Origin of the sequence: Enterococcus sp. DIV2449a (genome assembly GCF_051711225.1) — a bacterium.
GTDB lineage: Bacteria > Bacillota > Bacilli > Lactobacillales > Enterococcaceae > Enterococcus_D > Enterococcus_D casseliflavus.
Genome location: NZ_JBIOME010000001.1, coordinates 1538772 through 1564545, shown reverse-complemented (window position 1 = coordinate 1564545; position 25774 = coordinate 1538772). Strand labels below are relative to the sequence as shown.

General features: G+C 42.8%; 31 protein-coding genes. 1 reads left to right on the top strand and 30 read right to left on the bottom strand.

Annotation, left to right across the window (positions count from 1 at the left end):
- Positions 1-8 precede the first annotated feature (8 nt).
- The 10 genes from IGI76_RS07345 to IGI76_RS07300 all read right to left on the bottom strand — a co-directional run bounded on the left by IGI76_RS07345 (position 9) and on the right by IGI76_RS07300 (position 7338).
- Complete coding sequence (locus IGI76_RS07345; protein ID WP_005235626.1) at positions 9-311, bottom strand: YlxQ-related RNA-binding protein; 303 nt, start codon at positions 309-311, stop codon at positions 9-11.
- The gene (gene rnpM, locus IGI76_RS07340; RefSeq protein WP_005225922.1) at positions 304-600 is read right to left on the bottom strand and encodes an RNase P modulator RnpM; all 297 of its coding nucleotides are present in this window, start codon (positions 598-600) and stop codon (positions 304-306) included. Before rnpM ends, IGI76_RS07345 begins: the two co-directional genes overlap by 8 nt.
- Positions 601-616: 16 nt before the next feature.
- Positions 617-1831, bottom strand: coding sequence for a transcription termination factor NusA (gene nusA, locus IGI76_RS07335; protein ID WP_008378144.1), 1215 nt, complete (start codon positions 1829-1831; stop codon positions 617-619).
- 21 nt (positions 1832-1852) lie between these two features.
- Positions 1853-2326, bottom strand: a complete 474-nt coding sequence (gene rimP / locus IGI76_RS07330; protein WP_008378146.1) for a ribosome maturation factor RimP — start codon at positions 2324-2326, stop codon at positions 1853-1855.
- Between the two features lie 207 nt (positions 2327-2533).
- Positions 2534-2875 carry a DUF2752 domain-containing protein gene (locus IGI76_RS07325; RefSeq protein ID WP_430616349.1) on the bottom strand — a complete coding sequence of 114 codons (342 nt, stop codon included), beginning with the start codon at positions 2873-2875 and terminating at the stop codon, positions 2534-2536.
- Positions 2872-3306, bottom strand: coding sequence for a DUF4234 domain-containing protein (locus IGI76_RS07320; RefSeq protein WP_008378150.1), 435 nt, complete (start codon positions 3304-3306; stop codon positions 2872-2874). Before IGI76_RS07320 ends, IGI76_RS07325 begins: the two co-directional genes overlap by 4 nt.
- 175 nt (positions 3307-3481) lie before the next feature.
- Positions 3482-5422 (bottom strand): threonine--tRNA ligase, encoded by a 1941-nt coding sequence (gene thrS / locus IGI76_RS07315; RefSeq protein ID WP_194186096.1) that lies wholly within the window; start codon positions 5420-5422, stop codon positions 3482-3484.
- A 311-nt stretch (positions 5423-5733) separates the two neighbouring features.
- Entirely contained in the window at positions 5734-5910 is a 177-nt protein-coding gene (locus IGI76_RS07310) for a 2-hydroxymuconate tautomerase (RefSeq protein WP_005225916.1), read from the bottom strand.
- A gap of 88 nt (positions 5911-5998) precedes the next feature.
- Positions 5999-6496 (bottom strand): ASCH domain-containing protein, encoded by a 498-nt coding sequence (locus IGI76_RS07305; protein WP_005235615.1) that lies wholly within the window; start codon positions 6494-6496, stop codon positions 5999-6001.
- Complete coding sequence (locus tag IGI76_RS07300) at positions 6466-7338, bottom strand: aminoglycoside 6-adenylyltransferase (RefSeq protein ID WP_194186097.1); 873 nt, start codon at positions 7336-7338, stop codon at positions 6466-6468. Before IGI76_RS07300 ends, IGI76_RS07305 begins: the two co-directional genes overlap by 31 nt.
- Before the next feature lie 140 nt (positions 7339-7478).
- Here IGI76_RS07300 and helD point away from each other — a divergent pair, with 140 nt between their 5' ends.
- On the top strand, positions 7479-9758 hold the full coding sequence (helD, locus tag IGI76_RS07295; protein WP_218212988.1) for an RNA polymerase recycling motor HelD: 2280 nt from the start codon (positions 7479-7481) through the stop codon (positions 9756-9758).
- A 57-nt stretch (positions 9759-9815) separates the two neighbouring features.
- On the opposite strand, the gene IGI76_RS07290 is transcribed toward helD, so the two are convergent.
- From IGI76_RS07290 to fabG, 20 genes are all read right to left on the bottom strand, one after another.
- The gene (locus IGI76_RS07290) at positions 9816-10475 is read right to left on the bottom strand and encodes a hypothetical protein (protein WP_005225912.1); all 660 of its coding nucleotides are present in this window, start codon (positions 10473-10475) and stop codon (positions 9816-9818) included.
- A 215-nt stretch (positions 10476-10690) separates the two neighbouring features.
- A complete protein-coding gene (locus IGI76_RS07285; RefSeq protein WP_005225911.1) occupies positions 10691-11413 on the bottom strand; it encodes a YebC/PmpR family DNA-binding transcriptional regulator in 723 nt (240 codons plus the stop codon).
- A 79-nt stretch (positions 11414-11492) separates the two neighbouring features.
- Positions 11493-12659: a nucleotidyltransferase gene (locus IGI76_RS07280; RefSeq protein ID WP_194186099.1), complete on the bottom strand. Its 1167-nt coding sequence runs from the start codon at positions 12657-12659 to the stop codon at positions 11493-11495.
- 27 nt (positions 12660-12686) lie between these two features.
- Positions 12687-13415, bottom strand: a complete 729-nt coding sequence (locus tag IGI76_RS07275; RefSeq protein ID WP_034695540.1) for a class I SAM-dependent DNA methyltransferase — start codon at positions 13413-13415, stop codon at positions 12687-12689.
- The gene (gene rsfS, locus IGI76_RS07270; protein ID WP_034695537.1) at positions 13415-13756 is read right to left on the bottom strand and encodes a ribosome silencing factor; all 342 of its coding nucleotides are present in this window, start codon (positions 13754-13756) and stop codon (positions 13415-13417) included. Before rsfS ends, IGI76_RS07275 begins: the two co-directional genes overlap by 1 nt.
- Before the next feature lie 11 nt (positions 13757-13767).
- The gene (gene yqeK / locus IGI76_RS07265; protein ID WP_005225907.1) at positions 13768-14367 is read right to left on the bottom strand and encodes a bis(5'-nucleosyl)-tetraphosphatase (symmetrical) YqeK; all 600 of its coding nucleotides are present in this window, start codon (positions 14365-14367) and stop codon (positions 13768-13770) included.
- The gene (locus IGI76_RS07260; protein WP_005225906.1) at positions 14357-14998 is read right to left on the bottom strand and encodes a nicotinate-nucleotide adenylyltransferase; all 642 of its coding nucleotides are present in this window, start codon (positions 14996-14998) and stop codon (positions 14357-14359) included. The genes yqeK and IGI76_RS07260 overlap by 11 nt, the downstream gene beginning before the upstream one ends.
- A gap of 12 nt (positions 14999-15010) precedes the next feature.
- Positions 15011-15322 (bottom strand): ribosome assembly RNA-binding protein YhbY, encoded by a 312-nt coding sequence (yhbY, locus tag IGI76_RS07255; protein ID WP_005225905.1) that lies wholly within the window; start codon positions 15320-15322, stop codon positions 15011-15013.
- Positions 15323-15337: 15 nt separating this feature from the next.
- Positions 15338-16456 (bottom strand): ribosome biogenesis GTPase YqeH, encoded by a 1119-nt coding sequence (gene yqeH, locus IGI76_RS07250; RefSeq protein WP_438781280.1) that lies wholly within the window; start codon positions 16454-16456, stop codon positions 15338-15340.
- A 1-nt stretch (position 16457) separates the two neighbouring features.
- Complete coding sequence (locus IGI76_RS07245) at positions 16458-16982, bottom strand: YqeG family HAD IIIA-type phosphatase (RefSeq protein WP_194192869.1); 525 nt, start codon at positions 16980-16982, stop codon at positions 16458-16460.
- Positions 16983-17341: 359 nt separating this feature from the next.
- A complete protein-coding gene (locus IGI76_RS07240) occupies positions 17342-18067 on the bottom strand; it encodes an amino acid ABC transporter ATP-binding protein (protein ID WP_322745110.1) in 726 nt (241 codons plus the stop codon).
- Between the two features lie 16 nt (positions 18068-18083).
- Positions 18084-18773, bottom strand: a complete 690-nt coding sequence (locus IGI76_RS07235) for an amino acid ABC transporter permease (protein ID WP_005225900.1) — start codon at positions 18771-18773, stop codon at positions 18084-18086.
- 22 nt (positions 18774-18795) lie between these two features.
- Positions 18796-19641, bottom strand: coding sequence for a transporter substrate-binding domain-containing protein (locus IGI76_RS07230; RefSeq protein WP_194192871.1), 846 nt, complete (start codon positions 19639-19641; stop codon positions 18796-18798).
- A gap of 190 nt (positions 19642-19831) precedes the next feature.
- On the bottom strand, positions 19832-20617 hold the full coding sequence (locus IGI76_RS07225; protein ID WP_194192872.1) for an acetyl-CoA carboxylase carboxyl transferase subunit alpha: 786 nt from the start codon (positions 20615-20617) through the stop codon (positions 19832-19834).
- On the bottom strand, positions 20610-21479 hold the full coding sequence (gene accD / locus IGI76_RS07220; RefSeq protein WP_005225897.1) for an acetyl-CoA carboxylase, carboxyltransferase subunit beta: 870 nt from the start codon (positions 21477-21479) through the stop codon (positions 20610-20612). Before accD ends, IGI76_RS07225 begins: the two co-directional genes overlap by 8 nt.
- Positions 21480-21491: 12 nt before the next feature.
- Positions 21492-22856, bottom strand: coding sequence for an acetyl-CoA carboxylase biotin carboxylase subunit (locus IGI76_RS07215; RefSeq protein ID WP_194192873.1), 1365 nt, complete (start codon positions 22854-22856; stop codon positions 21492-21494).
- 7 nt (positions 22857-22863) lie between these two features.
- Positions 22864-23292: a 3-hydroxyacyl-ACP dehydratase FabZ gene (fabZ, locus tag IGI76_RS07210; protein WP_005225895.1), complete on the bottom strand. Its 429-nt coding sequence runs from the start codon at positions 23290-23292 to the stop codon at positions 22864-22866.
- 4 nt (positions 23293-23296) lie between these two features.
- Positions 23297-23779, bottom strand: coding sequence for an acetyl-CoA carboxylase biotin carboxyl carrier protein (gene accB, locus IGI76_RS07205; protein WP_194192874.1), 483 nt, complete (start codon positions 23777-23779; stop codon positions 23297-23299).
- Positions 23780-25018 carry a beta-ketoacyl-ACP synthase II gene (fabF, locus tag IGI76_RS07200; protein ID WP_438781276.1) on the bottom strand — a complete coding sequence of 413 codons (1239 nt, stop codon included), beginning with the start codon at positions 25016-25018 and terminating at the stop codon, positions 23780-23782. It abuts the gene before it with no gap.
- A 12-nt stretch (positions 25019-25030) separates the two neighbouring features.
- Positions 25031-25768 carry a 3-oxoacyl-[acyl-carrier-protein] reductase gene (fabG, locus tag IGI76_RS07195; RefSeq protein WP_008378189.1) on the bottom strand — a complete coding sequence of 246 codons (738 nt, stop codon included), beginning with the start codon at positions 25766-25768 and terminating at the stop codon, positions 25031-25033.
- Between the last annotated feature and the right edge of the window lie 6 nt (positions 25769-25774).

Genomic DNA, 25774 nt, shown 5'->3' with positions numbered 1-25774 from the left:
TCACCTTCCTAACCTAATATTAATTCCTGCACCTTCCTTGCAAATCCTTGATCTAAGATGCCAATGACCATTCTTGGTTTCCCAATGGCCGCACTGATTTCATCAGCAGAAAATGCATCTAGGAGCGGAATTTCGTAATAAGAACTTTTGTCCTTAATTTTCTTTTGTGTATTTTTACCAGCATCACTGGCGATAATGACTAAAGCAGCTTTCTCATTGCGAATCTCTTTTAAAGTCATTTCTTCACCAGTTACTAATTTCCCAGCACGCATGGCTAGTCCTAACATATTTAATGCTTTGGTTTTATTCATTTGCAAATAACTCTTTTCGCGCTTTTTGGTGCGTTACATAGTCCAATAGTTCTTGGTAAAATTCATCTGTCAATTTCGTTTCCAGCACTCGATCCAAGATACGCTTATCCCATGCTTTCTGGGCTTCAGCCGGTTCGATCGCTATATAAGCTCCCCGACCTGGCATTTTTCCTGTCGGATCGATGGAAACAACGCCTTCTTTTGAACGAGTGATACGAAGCATTTCTTTCTTAGGTAGCATTTCGCCTGAAATCACTGATTTTCGTAAAGGAATTTTTCGTTTTTTCATCACGATCTCACCTCAACTATTTTTCGTCAAACTCAACATTTTCATAATCATCCGCAGTCATGTCTGATGGAAGGATCGCTTCATCAACTGTTTCTGCAGATTCTGTTGCTTCTGTGCTGATTTCTTCAGCAGCTTCTGAAGCGTTGGCATCATACTCATCGATATAGTCGCCTTCATCCAGCTTCGCATAAAATTCTTCCATGTCTGTTTCTGATTTGATATCGATTTTGAAGCCAGTCAATTTGGCTGCTAGGCGAGCATTTTGTCCGCGTTTACCGATCGCTAATGATAGTTGGTAATCAGGCACGACAACAGTACAAGCCTTCGGATTATCAACATCAAAAATAACGTCGCTGACTTCTGCTGGATTCAACGCATTGGCGATGAAGATCGCTGGATCTTCATTCCATTCCACGATATCCATGTTTTCGCCTTTTAGTTCATTAACGATCGCTTGAACCCGTTGACCTTTAGGGCCAACACAAGTGCCGACTGGATCGACGTTGGCATCAAAGGAACGAACAGCAACTTTGGCACGATCCCCTGCTTCACGAGCAATACTTACGATCTCTACAGTACCATCATATACTTCTGGCACTTCTTGTTCAAATAATCGGCGCAGCAAATCTGGATGGCTGCGGCTAACGAATACTTGAGGCCCTTTTGAAGTATTTTCAACACGAGAAACGAATACTTTGATCCGATCATGGGGTTGATAAAACTCATTTGGCATTTGGTCTTGTTTTGAAAGCACGGCTTCAATTTTGCCTAAGTTTACATAGATATAACGATTGTCTTGGCGTTCAACGATTCCTTGCAAAATGTCTTTTTCGTACGCACTAAATTCGTTATAGATAATGTTTCTTTCCGCTTCACGGACCCGTTGCAAAATGACTTGTTTTGCCGTTTGCGCCGCAATACGACCAAAGTCTTTAGGCGTTACTTCAAAGCGGATTTTGTCGCCGATTTCATAAGCGGGGTTGATTGTCATCGCTTCTTTTAATGAAACCTCTAGTTGCGAGTCCATGACTTCTTCTGTCACTTCTTTGACTGCATAGACGTGGATATTGCCTTTTTTCTGATCAAATTCTACTTCCACATTTTGTGCTTGCCCGTAATGACGTTTGTACGCTGAAACCAATGCCGCTTCCAAGGCATCGATGACAATCTCTTTTGAAATGCCTTTCTCTGCTTCTAATGCATCCAATGCATTCAACATTTCTTTACTCATGATTCTTTCATTCCTCCGTGTTTAAAATTGAATGGCTAAACGAGCTTTGGCAATATTTTTCCGGTCGATCGTTCGTTCTTTTTCTCTGGTTTTGATTCGGGTCTTCATAACTAGCTGATTTTCGTCGAATGACTGTAAAAAGCCTTCGAACTGTTTTTCTCCATCAATCGGTTGATATAAAGAAACATGAATGTACTCGCCGACTGCCCGTTGATAATCTGCTTCTTTCTTCAATGGACGCTCGGCGCCAGGGGAAGAAACTTCCAAGAAATAGGCCTGTGGAATAGGATCAGGTTCGCATTGGTCTAATTGTTCACTAAGTTGTTCACTGACAAAGGCACATTCCTCGATATCGATTCCGCCTTCTTTATCAATGAACACACGAAGAAACCAATTTTTCCCTTCCTTCACGAATTCTACTTCAACTAATTCAAATTTTTGCGCATCCAGAATAGGGGTCACTATATCTGTAACAGTTTCCACTACCGTACTCACAACATCGCCTCCTTTATTTCTCAACGAAACGAACTTCATTCCATTAAAAAGAGTGAGCGAAAAAACCGCTCACTCACTCTAAGTATCATTACATTGTAAATATAACACAATTTTCATAAAGATTCAACTACTGTCGCATGTTCCCTTCGCTTTCAGAAAAAAACAAAGTATTTTCTTAAAGATTTTTAATGCTTGGGTGAATGGCTGTTAGTGAATCACTTGACCAATCCGACGTAGTAGTTGTGGGAAAATGCTCTCTGGATCAAAGTCCATTGGCGCGTCATGTGGGAAATGAAGCCAGAGCCGACCACCATAAACCACTAGTACCAAAAGTGTCAATGTCACCCACAGGTTGTGACTGTAGTAAAGTTTGCTGATTTTCGGATTTTTTTTGAATAAAACAATTCCGAATACGATCGGCACTAACCAAAACAAGGGATGAAAATGCAGCGCACCTTCAAGATTACCCTGAAATAAGTGCAAATAGGCGCGCGTCATGCCACAACCTGGACAAGGAAACCCCGTTAACCATTTAAACGGACAAATCAATAATCTACCCAATCATCTGAATCAGACGAATCGTTTGTATTGTTAGATGAGGTCATGGCATTTTGATCAGCCGCTTCCCACATTTGGTTCATATCACCTTGTAAAATCGCCATGTTGATGAAATCAAAAGCAAACAGGCTCAAGACGACAAAAAGAATTTTGTTGTCACTCAGACGAGGCATATTCGCTCGTTGTTGTGCACTCATAAAGATATCCGCAATTCGGTACCACCAATAAATTTGATACAATCCACAAGTAAGGATCGTGAGTAAAATCGACGTTTCTGGCGAAAGACGATTATCCCCGCTGTATTCTGCCAGCTCTTTGGTTGTTTGGTACATCCAAAAGAATGTATAAATGCCACAAGTAATAAATGTTAATAAAATGACCGATACAACCGATTTCTTTCTAACTCCGTAATTATAATTCATCACAAACTCCTTCTAGTTTATTCCTTTTTATCACTTACTAATTATACACGATTTTATTCACAAAAACAAAAAAAATCTAAATATTTTATTTTATATAGATTAAAAAAAGGTAAATAGCACCTACTGAAAGCAGGTGCCTATACTATAAAATCATTCGTTTTCTTTGAACCAAAAGCTATGCTCGACTATAATTTTTCACTTCAGCAGCCATTGCATCAACAAACAAATTCAATTCTTCGACTTGGGTCTCCTTGCTGCCGTAGCGACGGATATTGACTGTCGCATCATTGACTTCTTGATCCCCAACAACAATTTGGTAAGGAATTTTTTGGGTTTGTGATGAACGGATCTTATACCCCATTTTTTCGTTGCGGTCATCCACTTCCACTCGCAGTCCTTGCGCTTGCAGGCGTTCTTTGATTTCGTAAGCATAGTCGCTGTGGGCTTCGACTGAGACCGGAATGATCGATGCTTGGATTGGTGCCAACCAAGTCGGGAATGCCCCTTTATAGACTTCTGTCAGGTAAGCCACAAAACGTTCCATCGTTGAAACGATTCCGCGGTGGATCACCACTGGACGGTGATTGTTTTCGCCATCTTCACCAACATATGTTAGATCAAACCGTTCAGGCAATAAGAAATCCAATTGGATCGTTGACAAGGTTTCTTCCATACCTAAAGCTGTTTTCACTTGGACATCTAGTTTAGGTCCGTAGAAAGCTGCTTCACCGTCAGCTTCAAAATAATCCAATTCTAATTCATCCATGGCCGCTTTTAGCATTGTTTGCGCATTTTCCCACATCGCATCGTCATCAAAATATTTGTCTTTGTTTTGTGGATCGCGATAACTTAAACGGAAACGATAGTCAGTAATATTAAAGTCTTCGTAAACGCCCACCATAAGATCCAGTGTCCGTTTGAATTCTTCTTTGATTTGATCAGGACGAACAAATGTATGACCATCATTTAAGGTCATTTCCCGAACCCGTTGCAACCCTGATAGTGCCCCTGATTTTTCATAGCGGTGCATCATTCCTAATTCAGCGATCCGAATTGGTAGTTCACGATACGAATGGATGTCATTTTTGTAAACCATCATGTGATGTGGGCAATTCATTGGTCGTAGAACCAGCATTTCGCCATCCCCCATATCCATTGGTGGGAACATGTCCTCGTGGTAATGATCCCAGTGCCCTGATGTTTTGTATAAATCCACGTTTGCCATGATTGGTGTGTATACGTGTTGGTACCCAAGGCTAACTTCTTTATCCACGATATAACGCTCGATCGTACGACGGATCGTGGCTCCTTTTGGCAACCAGAAAGGCAAACCCGCGCCGACTTCAGGGGACAACATAAACAATTCTAATTCTTTCCCTAATTTACGATGATCGCGTTCTTTTGCTTCTTCTCGTAAACGAATAAATTCCTTCAAGTCTTTCTTATCGAAAAAGGCTGTTCCATATACCCTTTGCATCATCTGGTTGTCAGAACTTCCACGCCAATAGGCTCCGGCTACTGATAACAATTTGTACACTTGGATACGACCTGTCGATGGGACATGAGGGCCGCGGCATAAGTCAACAAATTCTCCTTGCTGATAGGCAGTAATCGTTTCGTCATCTGGTAATTCTGTAATCAACTCAACTTTGTATGGATCTTCAGCAAAAAGAGCCAAAGCTTCCTCTTTTGTTAATACACGTCGTTCAATTGGCAGATTTTCTTTAATGATTTTCATCATTTCTGCTTCGATTGCTGGTAGATCTTCCGCAGTTACTGGGTTTTCCCCATTGTCTGTGTCATAGTAAAAACCAGAATCAATTGCAGGTCCTACTCCAAAATGGATCGATGGATAGAGTCTGCGCATGGCTTGAGCCATTAAATGAGCTGTCGAATGACGAAGTAAACCTAAGGCGTCTTCATGATCGGGTGTCACGATCTCAATCGTTGCATCTTCTTCGATCGGACGTGAAAGATCGATCAGTTGTCCATTGACTTTTCCAGCTAAGGCTTTTTTTGCAAGACTTTTCGAGATACTTTCAGCAATCTCTTTAGTTGTTACCCCAACAGCAAATTCTTTTTTTGCGCCATCAGGAAATGTAATAAATAATGACATATGAATGTCCTCCTTTGAATGATTTCAATCAATAAAAAAGTCCTAGTATCGGTTACGATACTAGGACGATCACTCGTGGTTCCACCTATTGTTCGAAAACAGAAAAAGTCTGTTTTCCTCTTCATGAGATAACGGTTCAACCGCCTCCGTTTCGACAGAGGTCTAAAAAAAGTGGTCATCCTTTGGTTTTCTTCCAGGAAATTTTCAGCCAAGATTTCCCTCTCTTATCGAAGACTCTCAAACTCAGGTGTCTTTTTTATTGATCGATTATGGCTCAATTAAACCACTACCTACAAGAAAAAGCAAGAGAATTATTTCCAATCGCCATTCACAGCATAGGTTCCTTGCTTCATTTCATTGATGATGACATGGATATGCTCCTTAGGGGCACCCGTATTTTTATGGACCGCCTCAGTGATTTCTTTCATCATATTCGTCAGTTGTTCTTGCGAACGCCCTTCAACTAGTTCGACATGAATAAATGGCATACGATTTCCTCCTTTGTTTGCTTTTGATTATACACCTTTTTCAAAAAGACAAAAGCTATTCCCATGATTTCCAAAGAAAAACGTGTCTTTATTCCTCCTGATACACGACAGAAAACTTTTCACAAACGCATAGCATTTGATCGTGAAAAGACAACCCCGCTGAGGCATAAGCTCGTCGAAAAAAAGCTTCATGAACACGGCGCCAATAAGCCAAAGTGCGATCTCCTTCCCCTTCTAAAAAGGCAAACGCTGCTGTCACTTCATCAAATGGCACGATCGACACTGACTCTAAATAAAGAACAGCTCTTGGTACATCCGAACCATCTAAAAGGACACTATACGTTTCTGATTGTGGCAATGCTTCTTGCTCGATTTCATAGAGCGCAGCGGCGGAGGTCGTCGCTGTCTTTTTGCCAGCTAAAACAAGTGCTGCCAGTTCATCCGCCATTTCTGAAGTATCACCAAAGGACCAAGCATCTTCATAGGTCAGAGAAGATTGATTTCTTGGATTTGCTTTTAAAAACCGCTGCCAAAACGCTTGAATCTGACTGTCTTTTATTTTTGGTTCTCTGGTCTCATCTGCCAATTTTTTTCACTCCAATACTTCGTATATGTTTGGACATTCTCAGCTTCTTGCCAATCATAGGCCAACCCTAATTTCTCGCTGATTTTCTTTGCTTGCTTATCAAATCGTTTTTGCATCTTCAAGAGGGACTGACCGCAGGCAGTGATCGTGGAAAAATCAAGCAATGAGGTCAATTCCCGCCACTCCTTTTCCGTTAGAAACTCCTGTAGGTATTTATGATTTTTCCCTGTACTCACCTGAAATTGCTGAGCTTGGGCAACGAACAAATCTTCAATCCATAACAATTCTTGCCAACAAATAGTGTATAAATGATCCGCAGCATAAATCAGCTGCTTTCGAAGCAGCCCTTTCACGACATACGTGCTTACCCACCAAAATTCGTTGCAGTGTTCCTGAAAAGCGGCTTGGGTCGGGCGCTTGATCCAGTAATGCGAATGATTTGCTTGATTAGCAAAACTTAGTATTTGGTCTGGATCAAGCAGCGGCTGCAAGCCTGGTTCGTTAGCCAGACGATCGACCAGTGCAAGAGGACATAGCATGAGATCGATTCTTACTCCGTCTAAAAAATGCATCAAGTACGTAAAACACCCGCCCAAACTTGGCGGATAGATGGTGCTAGCTTCAGGTGTTTGCCTGATCATGATCGGTCCAAAGGCTTCTAACCATGAAGGATCATCGACCAAGGGCTGAATATCATCCATTACGTAAACCACATCAAAGTCTTGCAAAAAATCTTTTGGCGCCTGTGGATCGGTCCGTGAACCAGATAAACCGATGGCACGTGCCCCAACACGTTGCCCCACAGACAGGATCAATTGGTGCAATTCTGCTTCTTCCCTCACCGTCTCCACCTCTTTTTCGTTTCGTTTTTGAACACCTAAGCTCTTTTTATAAATATTAGCATAGTTTCTTTTTTTCCACGACATTCGCAGGGAAAATATGCTATAATTTTATGTCGCAATTTTTTTAAGGAGGATCCTTCGTGAACGAACGTCAAAAAGAACAACAACATGTCAATGAAACCATTGCTCTGATCCACAGAGAACAAGCGATCCTTTCGCAGCAAAAACAAGAGTTAGCCGCTAAAATGGATGATCAATTAAAAGAAATCGCCGATAAGAAAATTCGCGGGGGCGACAGTGAAGCCTTTTATGAATCAGTGATCGAGTACCAGCAGCATGAACAAGAATTGCTGATAAAATACCAAACCGCAGAATCACAAGAAAAACGCGTCAAAACCTTAACAACGATGGCGGGCAATCCGTATTTTGCTCGAATCGATTTCAAAGAAGAACAAGAAACCGAGACCCTCTATTTGGGGATCGCTTCATTGCGAGACAAAGATGAAGAAACGATCGTCATCGACTGGCGCGCACCGATCGCCAATCTTTATTATGAAGGAGAGCTTGGTGAGACCTTCTACGAAACAGACACTGATCGGTTTACGGTAGAATTGCTTTTGAAACGCCAATTTAAAATTCAAAATGGTGAAATCTTGTCGATGGTCGATACTTCGGAGATCATCAATGACGAATTTTTGTTGGAAATATTGGATGAAGCCTCTTCTTCTCAAATGCGTAACATCGTTTCGACGATCCAAAAAGCACAGAATCAAATCATTCGTGATACCACCAATAAATTCTTACTGATCGAAGGGATTGCTGGAAGTGGGAAAACCTCTGCTTTGTTGCAGCGGGTCGCCTTTTTACTTTATCGGAATCGCAAATGGTTGGACGAAAAACAAGTCTTGCTGTTTTCACCCAATCATTTGTTTTCTGACTATATTTCCATGGTCCTGCCTTCTTTAGGTGAAAGTGAAGTGCCCACAAGAACCTTCCACCACTTTATCCAATTGATTCTGACTGGCTATGAAGTGACGAAAGAAACCCAACAAGAAGAAACCTTTTTAAGCGGCGATGATGATGCCATTGAAAAAATCAAAAGTAGTCTTTTCTTGGTGGAAAAAATCAACCGTTATGTCCGTTCGATTGCACCGATCGGTCCCTTGTTCCGTGATCTAAAAATCCAAGGGCAAACCTATTTGACAAAAGAACAGATTCGCCGCTGGTATCAAGAAACCAATAACGAACTGCCGATTTACCAAAGAACCCAACTGCTTCAAACGAAATTATTAAAAAAAATCGGCGGCTTGGAAAAAGATGAAGCCAAAAAAGACTGGGTCAAAGAAGCGACCGAAGAACAATTGCAACAAGTATTTGCCAATGATCCTCATCAAGAATACAGCGAAGAAAACGAACGCCGTTTGCGGAAGAAACTTAGACAGCAGATCGTCCGCAAGAAGTTCCGTTCCTTGACGCGGGGAGTGAAAAACTTTCAGTTTATCAACCAAGCCAAGCAATACTTACACTTTTTACAATCGGTTGAGTCTGCTGCAGTCAAAGAAACTGGCATCGAGGCTGCGGCTTGGCAGCAAAGTATTGCCGATATTCGACAAGGCATGCGCCAAAGACAGATCAAACAAGAAGACGCCGTTTTGTTTTTCTTACTGATCAAACAGCTTTATCCTGTTCACGTCGAAGAAAAAGCTCGGTTTATCTTTATCGATGAAATGCAGGATTTTCCACCAGCACAAGTGGCTCTACTGCGTCAGCTTTATCCAAAGGCTGGCATCACCCTGTGCGGCGATTTGAATCAAAAAGTGTATGGCAATGAAACGATCGTCGGGGCATTAGCAGAATTATTCCCCCGCGAAAGTGTGAAACGTTATCAATTGAAAACCAGCTATCGTTCGACTAAGGAAATCACAGATTTCGCCAATCAATTTTTAGTTGGCAGTGATCAAGTGGAATTGACGGCTCGTAAAGGGGCGGTACCAACAATTGTTAAAGGAACTGCAACTGAAAATCTGGCTTTCCTAGAAACCAGTATTCGTGACGCCGCTGAGAATCAGCGTTGGCGCACCGCGATCATTTGTAAAACCGCAAAGGATTGCCAGCAGTTATATGCCCAGCTGGCAGAAACAATGCAGGAACAAGTGCAGCTGATCACCTCTGAAGAAGACTTCATGAAACGCAATGTGATGATCTTCCCGGCCTTTTTAGCAAAAGGGCTAGAGTTTGACCAAGTATTTGTCTGGACACCAGGTGCCACTTTCGTGACTGAACAAGACCAATTGATTTTTTATACAATGGCGACACGGGCGATGCATCAGTTGACCGTCCTCACCCAAGAGGAATTGCCGCTGCTAGCAAAAGCTGATCCTACCACTTATCAGTTCCAAGAAGCATCAACGATCGGATAACAAAAAACATCACGATCGGCGAGTTCCCAAAGGAAACAAGCCGATCGTGATGTTTTTTTAGCCTTTTAACTCGCCAATAAATAAACGGGTTTCTGGATAGCGCATCCCTACGATGGTTAAAATCATTTGCAGCTCAGAAACGTGTTCGGGATCTTCTGGAACGAATAATTTTGTATGTCGTCCAATGCTGCCGTTATCGATCAAGCGATGGGTACGATTCCACTCACTAAATTCTTCAATCGTCGTAAAGCGACTAAGAGGAAAGCCAGCGCCATCCAGAATTTCTGTCAATCGAAAAAGTACATAGGAACTGTCGATGACAAATTCTTTTCTATGAGGCAAAGCACGCGTTCGTTTATAATCAATAATTGCTTTTTCTGGTCGGTGCTCTAAAAGCCAATCCAACAGCAAGAAGAACCCTTCCATTCGATACTCATCGATAAAGAGCCGTTCAGAGTATTCCGACATGCGAAAGACTAATGGAATCAAGAATCGCTCTTTATAAATTAATAAGGGTGCGCGATCAACGACGACATTTAAATAACGATTCAAATAAGAAGAACCACGATAATCACCTAGACGATACCCTTCTACCCCATACTTTTGATATTTCCGACAAAGAGCCGAGCAGTCAGAAATCGATACAGACACTTCTGCTAGCTTTTCAAAACCACTTAAGATTCGATTAAATGGCTCTAAAACGATTTTTTCTTCCATGTCTGCCCCCCTAACGATTTGTTTGCTTATGTAGTAAATCATAACACATAAAATGTATAGAAACCAACTGAAAAGATGATCAACACAGAAGAATTTTCAGTAAATGAGCAACGCTACCGCTTCATTATTTCTCTTGCATAAGCGACAAAGCCTCTACATAAAAAAACATACTAAAAAAATGGCAGCCAGATTGTCTCTAGGCTGCCAAGTGACACTTATTCTTCCGCATCTGCCACATTGTGATAGACGTTTTGTACGTCTTCAAGATCTTCTAACACATCGATCATTTTTTCGAATTTTTCTAGATCGTCACCCGTCAAGGTTACTTCATTTTGAGGAATCATTTGCATTTCTGCAATTGAGAATTCAGTGATTCCTTTTTCTTTCAAGGCTTCTTGAATGGCATGGAAGTCACTTGGTTCACCGTGAACGATGATTTGTCCATCTTCTTCAACGACATCACGAACATCGATCTCTTTGTCCATCAAGTATTCTAAGATTTCATCCGCATCGTCACCGGCAAAGCCAAAGAGTGCCGTGTTATCAAACATATAAGCAACGGCCCCTGAAACACCCATATTCCCGCCGTTTTTACCAAAAGCGGCCCGAACATCGGCTGCGGTACGGTTGACGTTATTTGTCAACGTATCGACGATCACCATTGATCCATTTGGTCCAAATCCTTCGTATCGAAGTTCTGAGTATTGTTCATCGCCAGAACCTTTGGCTTTTTCAATCGCACGGTCAATAATGTGTTTTGGCACATTGTAGGTTTTCGCACGTTCGATAACAAAGCGTAATTTTTGGTTCGCGTGAGGATCAGGATCACCCGATTTTGCTGCTGCGTAGATTTCGATTCCAAATTTTGCATAAACTCGGCTATTGTTTGCATCTTTAGCAGTTTTTTTCGCTACGATATTTGCCCATTTACGACCCATGATTTCACTTCGCTTTCTTGTTTTTAAAAATCCTTATTCATTATACTTGTCAAATGGCGTTCTGTGAAGTAATTTTCACTTATTTATCAATAAAAAGCGGAATTCTTCGAAAATTTTGTTCTGTGATTTGAGGATTCCCTTGCTGATAAATCTGGTCGATCCGCAATGACAAGCCATAGCGCTGTGCTTCTTGCTTACCAAATTTAGCGATCAGCGGCAGGGTCAGCTCTTTTTTGACCTCTTTTAAATAGTGCTGCCCTTGCTTCGTATACCCTAAGACTCGAATAAAGGAATGTTCTTGAGCTTCCTTCATTTCAGCTTTTGTCACTTGGAACAATACATAACAAGCAAGACGCTGCAGTCTCGTTTGGGTATAGCGTTTTGTCTTTAACAACTTGATAAAATCTGCAAAAGAATCCGCCGCCGTCACATATTGTTTTAGTCGATATTCTAGTCCTTCTTCCATCTGGTAAATAGCAGCTAATTTTTCGATTGGGGCAGAAATGATCTGGTATTGAAGATACGGCCAAAAGGCTTCCCAGTCGACTGTTGCTTGTGAAAGAAAGTTTTGTGTGGCTTCAGGAACAAAATCCACAACAGCTGCACCTTGTTTGATTGCTTGGCGAATGGCTGTTGCACTGGCGATTGTTGGATGATCGAATTGTTCTGAATGATAAGACGCCGCAACGCGTTGGATGGGGACCAAACGCATTGGTTTTTCATAATGCAGCACTTCCCGTGCATACGCCATACCCAACAGATGATTCGGCTGGTCTTTTTCTGCATGGTACTCAGGATAAAGCTCACTGAGGACCATACTCATTTTTTTACTATAGGTAGCATTTTGCCTAGCTATGCGTTGAAATGCGTCATCGATCATCCGCTGATTTTCTTTTTCAAACTGAGCGAACTTTGCATAGTCAAAGGGTTGTTTCGCATCTGTTCCAAAACACAAAGAATCACATTGCAGATTTTGTAAGATCCTAATCGCTCCCTCTGCAAAAAAATCAGCAGACTGGACGGCCCAAGCGGATGGCAGTTCAACGACCAAATCGACGCCATTTTGCAATGCCGCTTGGGCTCGTTGCCATTTATCGATGATTGCTGGTTCGCCACGCTGTAAAAAATTCCCACTCATCACAGCTACAATGACATCAGCGTTGGTTTCTTGCCTGGCTTTGTCCACATGGTATTGGTGGCCATGGTGAAAAGGGTTATATTCTACGACTAGTCCGCAAGCCTTCATCGACATCCCTCCTGTTTTACATAACGGTTACTTATGGCAGACAAAAAACCAGCGACGGCTTTTTTCATTTGGTTTTGTATCGATAAAATCAGCGTAGCATTCAACATTAGCAAAACCAGCATTTTCTAACATTCTTAAATAGCTTTCAAGAGGATAGGTTCTTTCTTGATGAAGCTCATCTAAGCGTTCAAACAACCCATTCTCTTGTGCAACAAAAAAGGTCAAGAAGTGTTCAATGCTATGGTCTTTTTCGCCTTGATAGCTTTCCCAAAGAAAGGCAAATTCATCGGTTTGGTAATGATAGCTATAATCAGGAAAGACTTCATCGATTTGATATACGGAATGCACATCAAATAAAAAGACGCCATCTTCTTCTAAACAACTGTAAACACCATCAAACACTTGCTGCACACTCTGCTCGTCTTCCATGTAGCAAAGGGAGTCAGAATAGCAGGTAATTGCTTGATAGGTGCCAACATCTACGAGATCCAGCATGTCACCCGCAACAAATTGCACAGCCGCCTCTTCTTTTTCAGCCCGTTGACTAGCGATCATCAGCATCTCTTCTGAAAGATCTAACCCAGTCACGTCAAAACCAGCCTTGGCAAACTCAACGGCTAACGCACCAGTTCCACAAGCCAATTCTAACAGCTGTTTTCTTTTTCCTAAATGACGACAAGAAAAATCCAGCCACTTTTTATAGAGACTGGAATCCATTACTTCGTCATAGACAAATGCGAAGGTTTCGTAAGCCATTACGCCACGACCCATTCATTAAGATCCACAAGCGGCGCATCAGACCATAATTTTTCTAGGTTGTAAAAAGCACGTTCTGAGGCACTGAATACGTGAACGATCACGTCACCTAAGTCGATCAAGACCCATTTTCCACCATCTTTTCCTTCGACACGGCGAACAGATACTTGATTTTCTTCTTCTTTATCGATGACTTCATCAATGATCGCATTGATTTGACGTTCGCTATTTCCTGAACAGATCACAAAGTAATCTGCTAGCAAAGAGATTTCCCGCACATCTAATGCCATAATATCTTCGGCATGTTTGGAATCGGCGGCTTTTACAGCAATTTCTAATATTTTCTGACTATCTATGGTAATTCCCTCCTATATTTGGCTACCCAAAAATTGTAGGTTTCGATCGTTTTTGGGTAGATAACTGCTTCTGTTTCGATCAAATGAAGCAAGGTATGTTTCGTTTCGTAAGCAACAGCGGCATCTAAGTCAATCATTGCGATCTCTCTGGCTTCAACGACTCCAGGAAACGTACGTCCGGGTTCGATATAATCTGCCACATAGATGATTTTATCTAACAGGCTCATCTTAGCAGCTCCGGTGGTGTGCAAACGGATCGCTTGTAAGATTTCTTCGTCATCGATTTCTAATTCTCGTTGAACGAAATCAGCACCGACAAGTCCATGCCAGATGGCATTGTTCCAGTTCAAGAGATCCAAGTCGAATCCGTCTCTACGAATGACTAATTGAAATTCTTCATCGCTGCGTTCTTTCGCATAATCATGCGTCAAGGCGGCGATGCTGGCTTTGACCGGTGAAGCACCATATTTTTCCGCAAGGGCAACGGCCGTTTTTTCGACACCTAACACATGCTCAAAGCGCTTTTGACTCATCTGCATTTGGACCTTTTGCATCAAAAGTTCCCGTTCTGCTTGTGTGTAGTGTTCACTCTTCATCCAAGTACAACCCCTTTTCTTGAATATAGTGTAACACATTATCTGGCAATAAGTAGCGAACCGAACAACCTTGTTGCACTTTTTTACGAATTGTTGTTGAGCTGACATCCATTAGCGGGATATCGATCCAAATAATCGGGTATGGGCTATCGATCGGCACTTCTGGACGACGAACCCCCACAAAAGTCACCAATTCCATCAGCTCATCGATTTGATGCCATTTTGGTAAATAGTTCACCATATCCCCGCCAATGATAAAATAATAATTGGTATCTGGATTCTTAGCTGTCAATTCCCGCATCGTATCAACCGTATAACTCTTACCTTTTCGTTCCAACTCAATGGTCTCTACAGCAAATCGCGGATTATCGGCGATCGCCAACTCCAACATCGCCAAGCGGTGCTCAGCTGGGATCGTCTTTTTCTCATCAACATGAGGCGGTAAATACTCAGGCATGAAATAAACTTTATCCAGCCCTAATGCTTGCCCTACTTGCTCACCCATGACCAGATGTGCGTAGTGTACTGGATTAAAATTCCCACCAAGAATGCCCACTTGCTTTTTCGGTACAAGTTCTTGTGTTTGTGTTTCTAAAACAGTTTGTACCTTTCCAAATGTTTGTCCTTGCATGCCTTCTCCCTCCTAAATTGAACGAACTTTGCTTGAAATCGTTTGGTATTTTTCTTTGCTTGACGGTTTGAATAAAACGATCACTCGTCCGATGATCTGTACCACTTCACAGCCGACTTTCTCACGGATCGTTTCAGCTGCTTCGTCAGCAACCTCATCGGTATTTTGGAGCAATGAGACTTTGATCAATTCTCGTTTTTCTAGCGCTTCTTCAATTTGCGCCATCATCGCGTCATTCAAGCCGCCTTTGCCGATTTGAAAAATCGGGTTTAAATGGTGCGCTTCACTTCGTAAAAATCTTTTTTGTTTTCCTCGTAAGTCCATATTCTTCCTTCTTCCTTATACTAATGCTTTACGTCTAAGCACATCGACACCCTTTGGCGCCCACCCAGCGATGACACACGGTTTGGTGATTGTGATCCAGCCAAGTCCAGCAAAAACGATATCGGTTTTTTCTTTGATTGAAAATTCGAAACGGACGAGTTCAGGAAAATCCGCCACTTCATCTGCTCGCGGCGGCTGCAGCAGCCCACCAACATGTTTCTCATAAAACTCATCGGCTTTCGTTAATTTGGTCCGATGGATCGCCACATCATTTGCTACATAAGCAATAAATGAACTGCGTTCTCCTTGAATGAAATCAAATCGGGCAAGTCCTCCTAAGAACAAAGTTTGTTCTGGATTCAACTGATACACCTTTGGTTTGATCTCTTTGGCTGGGGCCACGATTTTTAGATCTTTTTTACCTAAATAATGCGCCATTTGATGACGATGAATGATTCCTGGTGTGTCGATCAAGAAGTGTCCGTCATCCAAGGGAATCTCGATTTTATCCAATGTGGTTCCTGGGAAACGCGAAGTCGTGATCAATTCGTTGATCCCTGCTGTTTGTTTGATGATTTGATTGATCAATGTTGATTTCCCAACATTTGTCACACCCACCACATAGACATCGCGTCCTTCACGATACGTTTCGATCGCTTGCAGTAAAGCTTCCGTTTCACCTGGCTTCTTGGCACTCGTCAATAATACATCCACTGGTCTTAAACCAGCTTCATGAGCACGTTCCTTCATCCATTGGGTCATCTTCGATTTTTTCAAAGATTTTGGCAAAATATCCACCTTGTTGCCCACTAATAAAACAGGATTATTGCCGACAAAGCGGTGCAGTCCTGGGATCAATGAACCATTAAAATCAAAAATATCAACGACATTAACGATCAAGGCTTCTTTTTCCCCGATTTCATTCAGTAGACGCAGAAAATCATCGTCGGTAAGGGAAACATCTTGGATCTCATTGTAATGGCGCAAACGGAAGCAGCGTTGACAATAGACTTCTCCTGATTCAAGTCCTTTTTCTAATACGGATTGCGGGGTGTAGCCCAATTCATTGGGGTTCGTTGTCTGAATCACTGCCCCGCAGCCGATACAGTGAATTTCTTCGATTCCTTCTGTCATATTAAATTCCTCCACGCCATTTTAACTCTGGGTTGTGCTTCAATAAATAGTTCATGATTTTTCTTTCTGCGGCTCGATTAAATTGGGTTTTCCAAGAATCCGTTGGGATCACTGGTTTCACTAAAATACTGCGAACACCGGCACGATTGGCACCTCGTACATCCGTCATGATTTGATCGCCGATCATCACGACCTCTTCTTTTTTCAAGCCTAATTGTTGATAGCCTTGTTTGATCCCTCTTGAAAAGGGTTTTAATGCGCGGTGTACGTACTTTAAACCAAAGGGCGCAACTGCCCGTGCCACTCGTTCACTATTGTTGTTGGAAACGACAACTACCGGTATCCCAGCATTTTTCATTTCCAGTAGCCAGTTTTTTAGTTCTTCGGTTCCGTCAGGATTGTTCCAAGCAATCAAGGTATTATCTAGATCGGTCAAAATCCCTTTGATCCCCTGTGCCTTTAGTTGGCTAGGGGTGATTTTATAAATCGCATCGACCATCCAAGTCGGTTTATAATTTAAAAACATAAAATCTCCTTTGCTGCATGATTTCTTCACGTATTAAAAATCGGCGACTAGTCATCGATCCAAATTGTCGATCCTTAAAAAGAAACAGTCCGATCTGCCTACAATCACGCAGATGGTTTCTATCAAGATCAGACCTCTTCAACCTGTAATTATACAATAGAATCTTTTTGAATACTAGCAAGTGCGCCAGTTTCTGCAGGTTTCTTGTAAAAGAACTGAAAAAGGAACCTGCCAAGACAACCGTTTGTCCTATCACTTCTTTAAAGTAGTCTTTTTTCCGTCAAAAAAGCATCCTTTTACTGAAAGGATGCTTAGGAAAGGTCCAAATTTATCACTAACAACTGCGAACTTCTCGCAGTTTACAATACTTTACTCAAAAAATCAATGGTTCGTGGATTTTTCGGATGATCAAAGATCTGTTCTGGCGTTCCTTCCTCCATAATGATTCCCTGATCCATAAATAAAATCCGATCCGCGACTTCTTTCGCAAAGCCCATTTCATGAGTGACGATGACCATCGTCATTCCTTGCTGAGCCAAACGCTGCATGACCGACAATACTTCGCCAACCATTTCTGGGTCTAACGCTGAAGTCGGTTCATCAAAGAGCATCACGTCTGGTTCCATCGCCAAGGCACGTGCGATAGCGATTCGTTGCATTTGTCCACCAGAAAGACTTTGAGGATAGGATTTTGCTTTGTCTGGTAAGCCGACATCATTTAGTAGTTGTTTTGCCAACTGATCAGCCGCCGATTTTGCTACCTTCTTGACTTTCGTCGGGGACAAAGTAATGTTTTCTAAAACTGTCATATTCGGAAAAAGATTAAAATTTTGAAATACCATACCCATTTTTTCACGCATCTTATACAAATCATTCTTTGGATCGGTAATATCGGTTCCTTCAAAAAAGATTTTTCCGCTTGTCGGTACTTCTAATAGGTTCAAACAGCGTAAAAACGTGCTTTTTCCTGACCCAGATGGCCCAATCACCACAACGACTTCTCCTTGAGCGATCGTCGTTGTGATCCCTTTTAGCACTTGATTGCTGCCAAAGGTTTTGTGTAAATCTTGAATATCTAACATCATAGCTTGTCTTCTCCTTTTAACGACGATAGCCTTTGCCTAGTTTCTTTTCCCATAAACTCAATAATCGCGAAGTCGTAAACGTCAAGATGAAGTAAATGACCGCCGCCACATAGAAAGGCGTTAATGGTTGGAAAGAACTGGTGACAACGATCTGCGCACTGTTCATCAGCTCGTAGATGCCGATCGTTGAAAGCAAAGAGGAATCCTTGATCAAAACGATAAATTCATTGCCTAGTGGCGGCAAAATGTTGCGTAGTGCTTGTGGCAATACGACATACCGCATCGTTTGAAAAGGCCGCAGCCCTAAAGAACCAGCCGCTTCTGTTTGACCGTAATCAACGGCATTGATTCCCCCTCGGACGATCTCAGCAACATATGCCCCAGAATTAAGCGAGAGCGCAATGATCCCAGGAAATAGCCGCCCAAAATCAAGACTCAACACGCCGATCGAGACCGTCGGCAAGGCAAACATTCCTTGCAAAAGACCAAAAGCGATCAATATCTGTACCAGCATCGGTGTGCCGCGGATAACTTCAATATACGCATTAGCAAACCAGCGCAAAGGCGTCACTTTTGATAATTTCATTAGGGCAAAAATCACCCCTAGAATCGTTCCAAAGATCACGGTGATGATAGAGATCACGATGGTGATCACCACACCAGAAAGAAAATAAGGGTAATATATCGCTAAAAAGGATAAATCCATAATTGTGTCTACTCCGTTCTATCTATTGCGCCGCATTTTCGTTGGCTAGATCTGTGTTCTTTTGTACATACTCATCGATTGTACCATCTTCAATCAATTCTTTCAAAATACTGTTTAGCTCTTCTTGTAGTTCGGTACTCCCTTTAGGTAAAGCAATTGCATAAGAATCGCCTTCAGATGCTTCTAATGCTACATCAGTGATCACGAGGTCATCATTTTGTGCAACATACGATTCAGCAACCGCACTTTCAAGGACCAAACCGTCGATCGAGCCTTGTTTCAATTCATTGACTAGATTCGGGACTTTGGCGATGGAAACCAATTGCGAATCAGCTAACTGATCTTGAACGATCATTTCTTGGATCGAGCCTTTTTGAGCGCCTACTTTTTTGCCAGACAAGCTTTCGATTGAATCAAATGCCGATTCATTGCTTTTATTAACAACTAATTTTTGTTCTGGTGTAAAATAGTTATCGGTGAAATCAAAAGTCTGCTTACGTTCTTCAGTTGCTGAGATGCCTGAAACAGCGATATCGGCTTTCCCTTGTTGCAAAGCAGTCAAAACAGCATTGAAATCAAGGTCCAAAATATTCACTTCGACACCAAGACGATCAGCGATCTCATTGACCATATCGATATCTGCGCCCACGATCGTATCTTTGCCATCGATCAAGGCATGAAATTCAAACGGGGCAAAGTCAGCAGAAGTTGCCACATTTAACACACCAGCTGCTTTGATGGCTTCCAATTGATTATCCGCCGAACCACTGGCACTAGAACTTCCAGTACTCGATGAGCCGCCATTCCCACAAGCTCCTAAAACCAAAATCCCCGTCAATACAACAAGTGCTCCAAATAATTTTTTCATTAAAAACGCTCCTCTTCAAAACAAATATTTATGCAATATAATCTTCTTATATTCAGAATATATACATAATAGCACAGAATAATTAAATTTTAAACTAAAAACTTCGCCATTTGCACGATTTATTCAATAACACTTTTAATAAAAAAATACTAGGATACCCATCCTCTAATCAGAGTGGATATCCTAGTTTTTAAAATCGGCGAAAACGTTGATACCTTGCCTCGAGCAATTCTTCTGTTTGCAAGGTAGAAAGTTCAGCAAGTTTCTTTGAAATTGCCGCTTTCATCTGTTCCATCAATTGCTCTTTCGGTAAAAAGGCCTCTTCATGGGTTTCAGCAATCACTTTTTCAATAACACCGAGTTCATATAGTTCTTGAGCTGTGATCTTCATCAAGCCAGCAGCTTCTTTGGCACGGCTGCCATCTTTCCATAAGATCGAAGCAAAGCCTTCGGGAGATAAAATGGCATAGATCGAATGTTCCATCATCCAAACCTCATCGCCTAATGCCAGTGCTAAGGCACCGCCGCTGCCGCCTTCACCAATGATGATTGCCAAGATCGGCACCGTTAAATCGGACATTTCCATCAAGTTACGGGCAATCGCTTCGCCTTCTCCGCGCTCTTCCGCGCCAATACCGCAAAACGCCCCTGCTGTATTGATCAATGTGACCACAGGTCGCTGAAATTTTTCTGCTTGCTTCATTAAGCGTAACGCTTTTCTATAGCCTTCAGGATGTGGCGAGCCAAAGTTTCTGCGTAAATTTTCAGGCAGATTACGGCCTTTTTGAATACCGATCACGGTCACTGGCTTGCCATCTAAACAAGCAATCCCGCCAACAACGGCTTCATCTTCGCCAAACAGACGGTCTCCATGAAACTCTTCAAACTCAGAAAAAATGCCGTCAAAGTAATCCAGTGCCGTCAAACGGTCTTTGCTGCGAGCGAGTTCAACGATTTCGTGGGCTGCTCTAGTCATTGCGATCCCATCCTTTCCGCGTATGCAAAGAAATCAAATGGTGGATTTTCTCCCGCAAGTTCGTCCGTGGAACGATTTGATCGACAAAGCCATGATCTAACAGGAACTCTGCCTTTTGAAAGTCTTCAGGTAGTTCCTGACGAATGGTTTGTTCAATTACACGTCGTCCAGCAAAACCGATCAAGGCTTGCGGTTCTGCCAGGATGATATCCCCCTCCATCGCAAAACTAGCGGTGACGCCACCGGTTGTCGGGTCCGTTAAAACCGTTAGATAAAACAAGCCAGCTTTACTGTGGCGTTTTACCGCCGCAGAGATTTTTGCCATTTGCATCAGTGACAAAATTCCTTCTTGCATCCGCGCACCACCTGAAGCGGTAAAAAGAACAACTGGTAGCTGTTTTTCGATCGCACGTTCAAACAAACGGGTGATCTTCTCCCCCACGACCGTTCCCATACTGCCCATGATGAAATTCGCATCCATGATTCCGATCGCTAATGGCAATCCTTGAACTTTTGCTTCTCCTGTGAGGACAGCCTCATGCAACCCAGTTTTTTCTTGCATTTGTGCGACTTTATCCAAATATCCAGGAAAATCAAGAGGATCTTTTGTGGTTACATCTGTGTCCCATTCTTCAAAACTTTTCTCATCAATCGTGATAGCGATCCGTTCCCAGGCACTGATTCGGAAATTATACCCGCAGTGAGGACAGACTTTCTCTGCCCCCATCTCCTTCGTATAAAGCGTTCGTTTGCAACTAGGACATTTCGCCCAAAGATTATCTGGTACGACTGGTTCGTTCGTTGGCAGCTGACCTCGATTAGGATTGATGCGAATGTAGTTTTTCTTCTTAAATAAAGCCACTCATCTTCCCTCCTATTGTTCAGGTGTCCAATTTGGCAAAAATTCCTCTTGTAAAAAGGCGGTTGTATAGTCTCCCGCAATCACTTTCGGATGACTGATCAAGTCCATTTGGAATTCTGCATTCGTAATGACACCATCGGTCACTAATTCGGCTAACGCCCGCTGCATCTTCATCAACGCTTCGAAACGGTTCTCGCCGTGAACGATCACTTTAGCGATCATAGAATCATAATAAGGTGGGATCGTGTAGCCAGAATACATGGCACTGTCTACACGAACGCCTAGACCGCCGCTTGGTAAAAACAAATTGTTGATCTTGCCTGGTGACGGTGCAAAATTGAAGGCTGGATTTTCTGCATTGATCCGACATTCGATCGCCGCGCCCGTCATCTTGATGTCTGCTTGCGTCAAACCTAGCGGTTCGCCACTAGCGACTTCAAGTTGTTTTTTGACTAAATCAATGTTTGTCACCATTTCGGTGATCGGGTGTTCCACTTGGATTCGAGTGTTCATTTCCATGAAATAAAACGCCCCAGTGTCCGCCATTAAAAACTCGATCGTGCCAGCATTACGATACCCTACCGCTTGTGCGGCACGCACCGCTGCTTCTCCTAGTTCTGCTCGCTTGCTTTCAGAAATCACCACAGAAGGGGATTCTTCCAACACTTTTTGGTTGTTGCGTTGTAGCGAGCAATCGCGTTCACCAAGGTGGATAATATTACCAAAAGAATCACCTAACACTTGCACTTCTATGTGTCGAGCAGGATAAATGATTTTTTCAATGTACATTTCATCGTTGCCAAATGCTGCTTTTGCTTCTTGCTGTGCGGAAGCAAAATGATGCGGCAACGCTTCTTTATCGGCGACTTTCCGTATCCCTTTACCGCCACCACCGGCCGCAGCTTTGAGCATGACTGGGTAACCAATCTCTTCAGCGATCGTTAAAGCTTCTTCCACATCAGAAATCGCGCCTTTGCTTCCGGGAATGACCGGTACTTCTGCTTCGATCATCAAGCGTCTTGCATTGATTTTGTTTCCCATTGCATCGATAGTCTCACTCTTTGGCCCAATAAAGACGATATTGCATTCCTCGCACATCGCAGCAAAGCGGCTATTCTCTGAAAGGAAGCCAAATCCAGGATGGATCGCCTCAGCCTTTGTGACGATCGCAGCGCTTAGGATCTGCTGTACATTCAAATAAGAGTCGGCTGCTTTGGCAGGTCCGATACAAATCGCTTCATCGGCAAGCTCTGTGTGCAACGCTTCTTTATCTGCTTCTGAATAAACGGCGACCGTTTGAATACCTAATTCGCGACAAGCGCGAATGATACGTACGGCGATTTCGCCACGGTTTGCGATCAATACTTTAGAAAACATGTCTCACCTATCCAATCATGAAAGTCAATTCTGCTTCCGCCACTTTTTTCCCATCAACATAGGCAATTCCTTTGCCGATGCCAGCTGCAGATTTCACTTTGATTATTTCTACTTCTAAGATCAAGGTATCGCCTGGTGTTACTTTTTTTCTGAATTTTGCTTTGTCTAAACCGCCAAAGTAGGCAGTTTTCCCACGAAAATCTTCCAATGATAGTAATGCCACAGCACCTGCTTGCGCCATTGCTTCCACGATCAATACTCCGGGCATCACTGGTTCATGGGGAAAATGACCTTGGAAAAACGGCTCATTGATAGTAACGTTTTTCTTCGCAACGACCCGTTTGCCTTCTTCTAACTCCTCTACGCGATCCACTAAAAGCATCGGATAACGATGAGGGATGATTTCTTTGATTTCTTGAATCGTTAATGCGCTCATTGCTTTACCCTTCTTTCACACGGAATAATGGTTGATTGTATTCAACGATTTGTTCGCTTTCAACCAAGACTTCAACTAATTCGCCATCGACGTCACTGACGATTTCATTCATGACTTTCATCGCTTCAACGATACAGAGAATATCACCTTTTTTCACGTGATCGCCGATTTGTTTGAAGTTGTCTTTATCAGGACTTGGTTTCAAATAAACGACACCCACTAATGGAGAGACAACATCTTTGCCCTCTAAGACAGTTTTTGCCGTTTCTACTGTGTCAGGTGTTGCTGAGACAGCAGGCGTTGGTGCAACAGGAGTTGGCACAGCATTCGCTGCAGGAGCAGGAGCAGGTGCAGAGGATGCATTTTGTAGCCCACTTGTCGTATTTTTATTAAAATAAAGTTCAAATGTCTCTTTTTTTAATTGAAGCTCAGTTAACGTCGATTGATCGAATTGGCTGAGCAGCTCTTTTACCTCATGTGTTTCCAATTACGCTTCCTCCCAACGTTTCAACAAGATCACTGCATTATGACCGCCAAACCCAAGTGAATTACTCATGGCATAGGTCAATTCTGCTGGTTGGCTTTGATTGATAACAACGTTCAAGTCGATCTCAGGATCTTGTTCTGTCACGTTGATGGTTGGTGGAATAAATTGATGTTGTAATGCTAATAGTGAAGCAATGGCTTCGATTCCACCAGCCGCCCCAAGCAAATGACCAGTCATTGACTTTGTACTGCTGACATATGGTTTTTTATAGTCTTCGCCCAATCCGTATTGGATCGATGTCGCTTCTGCACTGTCATTGGCAGGCGTGCTTGTACCGTGGGCATTGATGTAGCCAACTTCAGCTGGAGTGATCGATGCTTCTTGCATCGCCAATTTCATTGCTTTTCCAGCACCTGATCCATCTGGATTTGGCGCAGTCATATGGTAGGCATCACAGTTCGCACCGTACCCTACTACTTCACCTAAAATCGTTGCCCCACGTTTTTGCGCATGCGCCAATGATTCTAAAATGAAAACGCCAGCGCCTTCACCCATGACAAACCCACTACGATTTTTATCAAACGGAACGGAAGCTTTGTCAGGGTCTGATTCAGTGGATAACGCCGTCAGAGACGCAAAACCAGCGATACCGATTTCACAGATCGTCGCTTCTGAACCACCAGCGATCATGACATCTGCATAGCCATGCTTGATGTTCCGAAAAGCTTCACCGATTGAATGGGTACCAGAAGCACAGGCGGAAACAGTCGTCGTACAAATGCCTTTCGCACCTACCCGTAACGCAATGTTGCCGGCAACCATATTTACAATCGACATCGGTACGAACATTGGTGATACCCGATTTGCTCCTTTGTCATGCATCCGAATCACTTGGTCTTGAATCGTTGGCAAGCCGCCGATCCCTGAACCAACCATCACGCCAAAACGATCCACATCAATGGTTTCTGTCTCTAACTTCGCCATTTCCATCGCTTCTAACGCCGCATAAATTCCATAAATGGAAAAAAGATCCATCCGCTTCGTATCTTTTTTAACGAAGTACTTTTCTAACGGAAATTCTTTGACTTCAGCGGCAACTGAGATCCCTGTTGCTTCTGCGTCAAATTTTGTAATCGGGCCGATGCCGTTGGTCCCGTTTTGTAAACTTGCTAAAAATGTTTCTGGGTCATTTCCGATTGGAGAAGTGACGCCGTATCCTGTAACTACTACTCGATTCATCTATTCTTCCTCCTACCCTTGCATTGCCATCCCGCCGTCTACACTGATCACCTGACCAGTGATGTAGGGGCTTTTTGCTAAAAAGACTGCTGTTTGCGCAACATCCTGTGTGGAACCAAAACGCTGTAACGGAATATTTGCCAATGATTGTTCTTTGACTTTATCCGACAGCACTTCAGTCATCTCTGTTTCGATAAAACCTGGGGCGATCGCATTGCAGGTGATCCCCCGAGCGGCACCTTCACGAGCGGCAGATTTCGTAAAACCGATCACGCCAGCTTTACTTGCCGCATAGTTGGCTTGCCCGATATTTCCCGTCAAGCCGACCACACTCGTCAAATTGATGATGCGACCTTCTCGCAGCTTCATCATTTTTTTCAACGCGTGCTGCGTCATATTGAAGGTACCAGTCAAATTGATTTTGATCACTGAATCAAAATCTTCGGGTTTCATTCTCAACAATAATTTGTCATTCGTGATTCCGGCATTATTGACTAAAATGTGGATCGGTCCGACTGCCGCTTCTGCTTCCAAAAGCATGGCTGCCGCTTGATCAAAATCAGAAATGTCCCCATTGATCGCTACACATTTCACGCCGTAGCTGGTGATGCGATCGATCAGTGACTGGGGAATTTCTTTTCGTCCATTTAAAACGATATTCGCTCCTTCTTTGGCAAAGGCTTCCGCGATGGTAAAACCGATCCCTCGCGAGCTACCAGTTACAAAGACGTTTCTATTTTGCAGATCCATAAATTC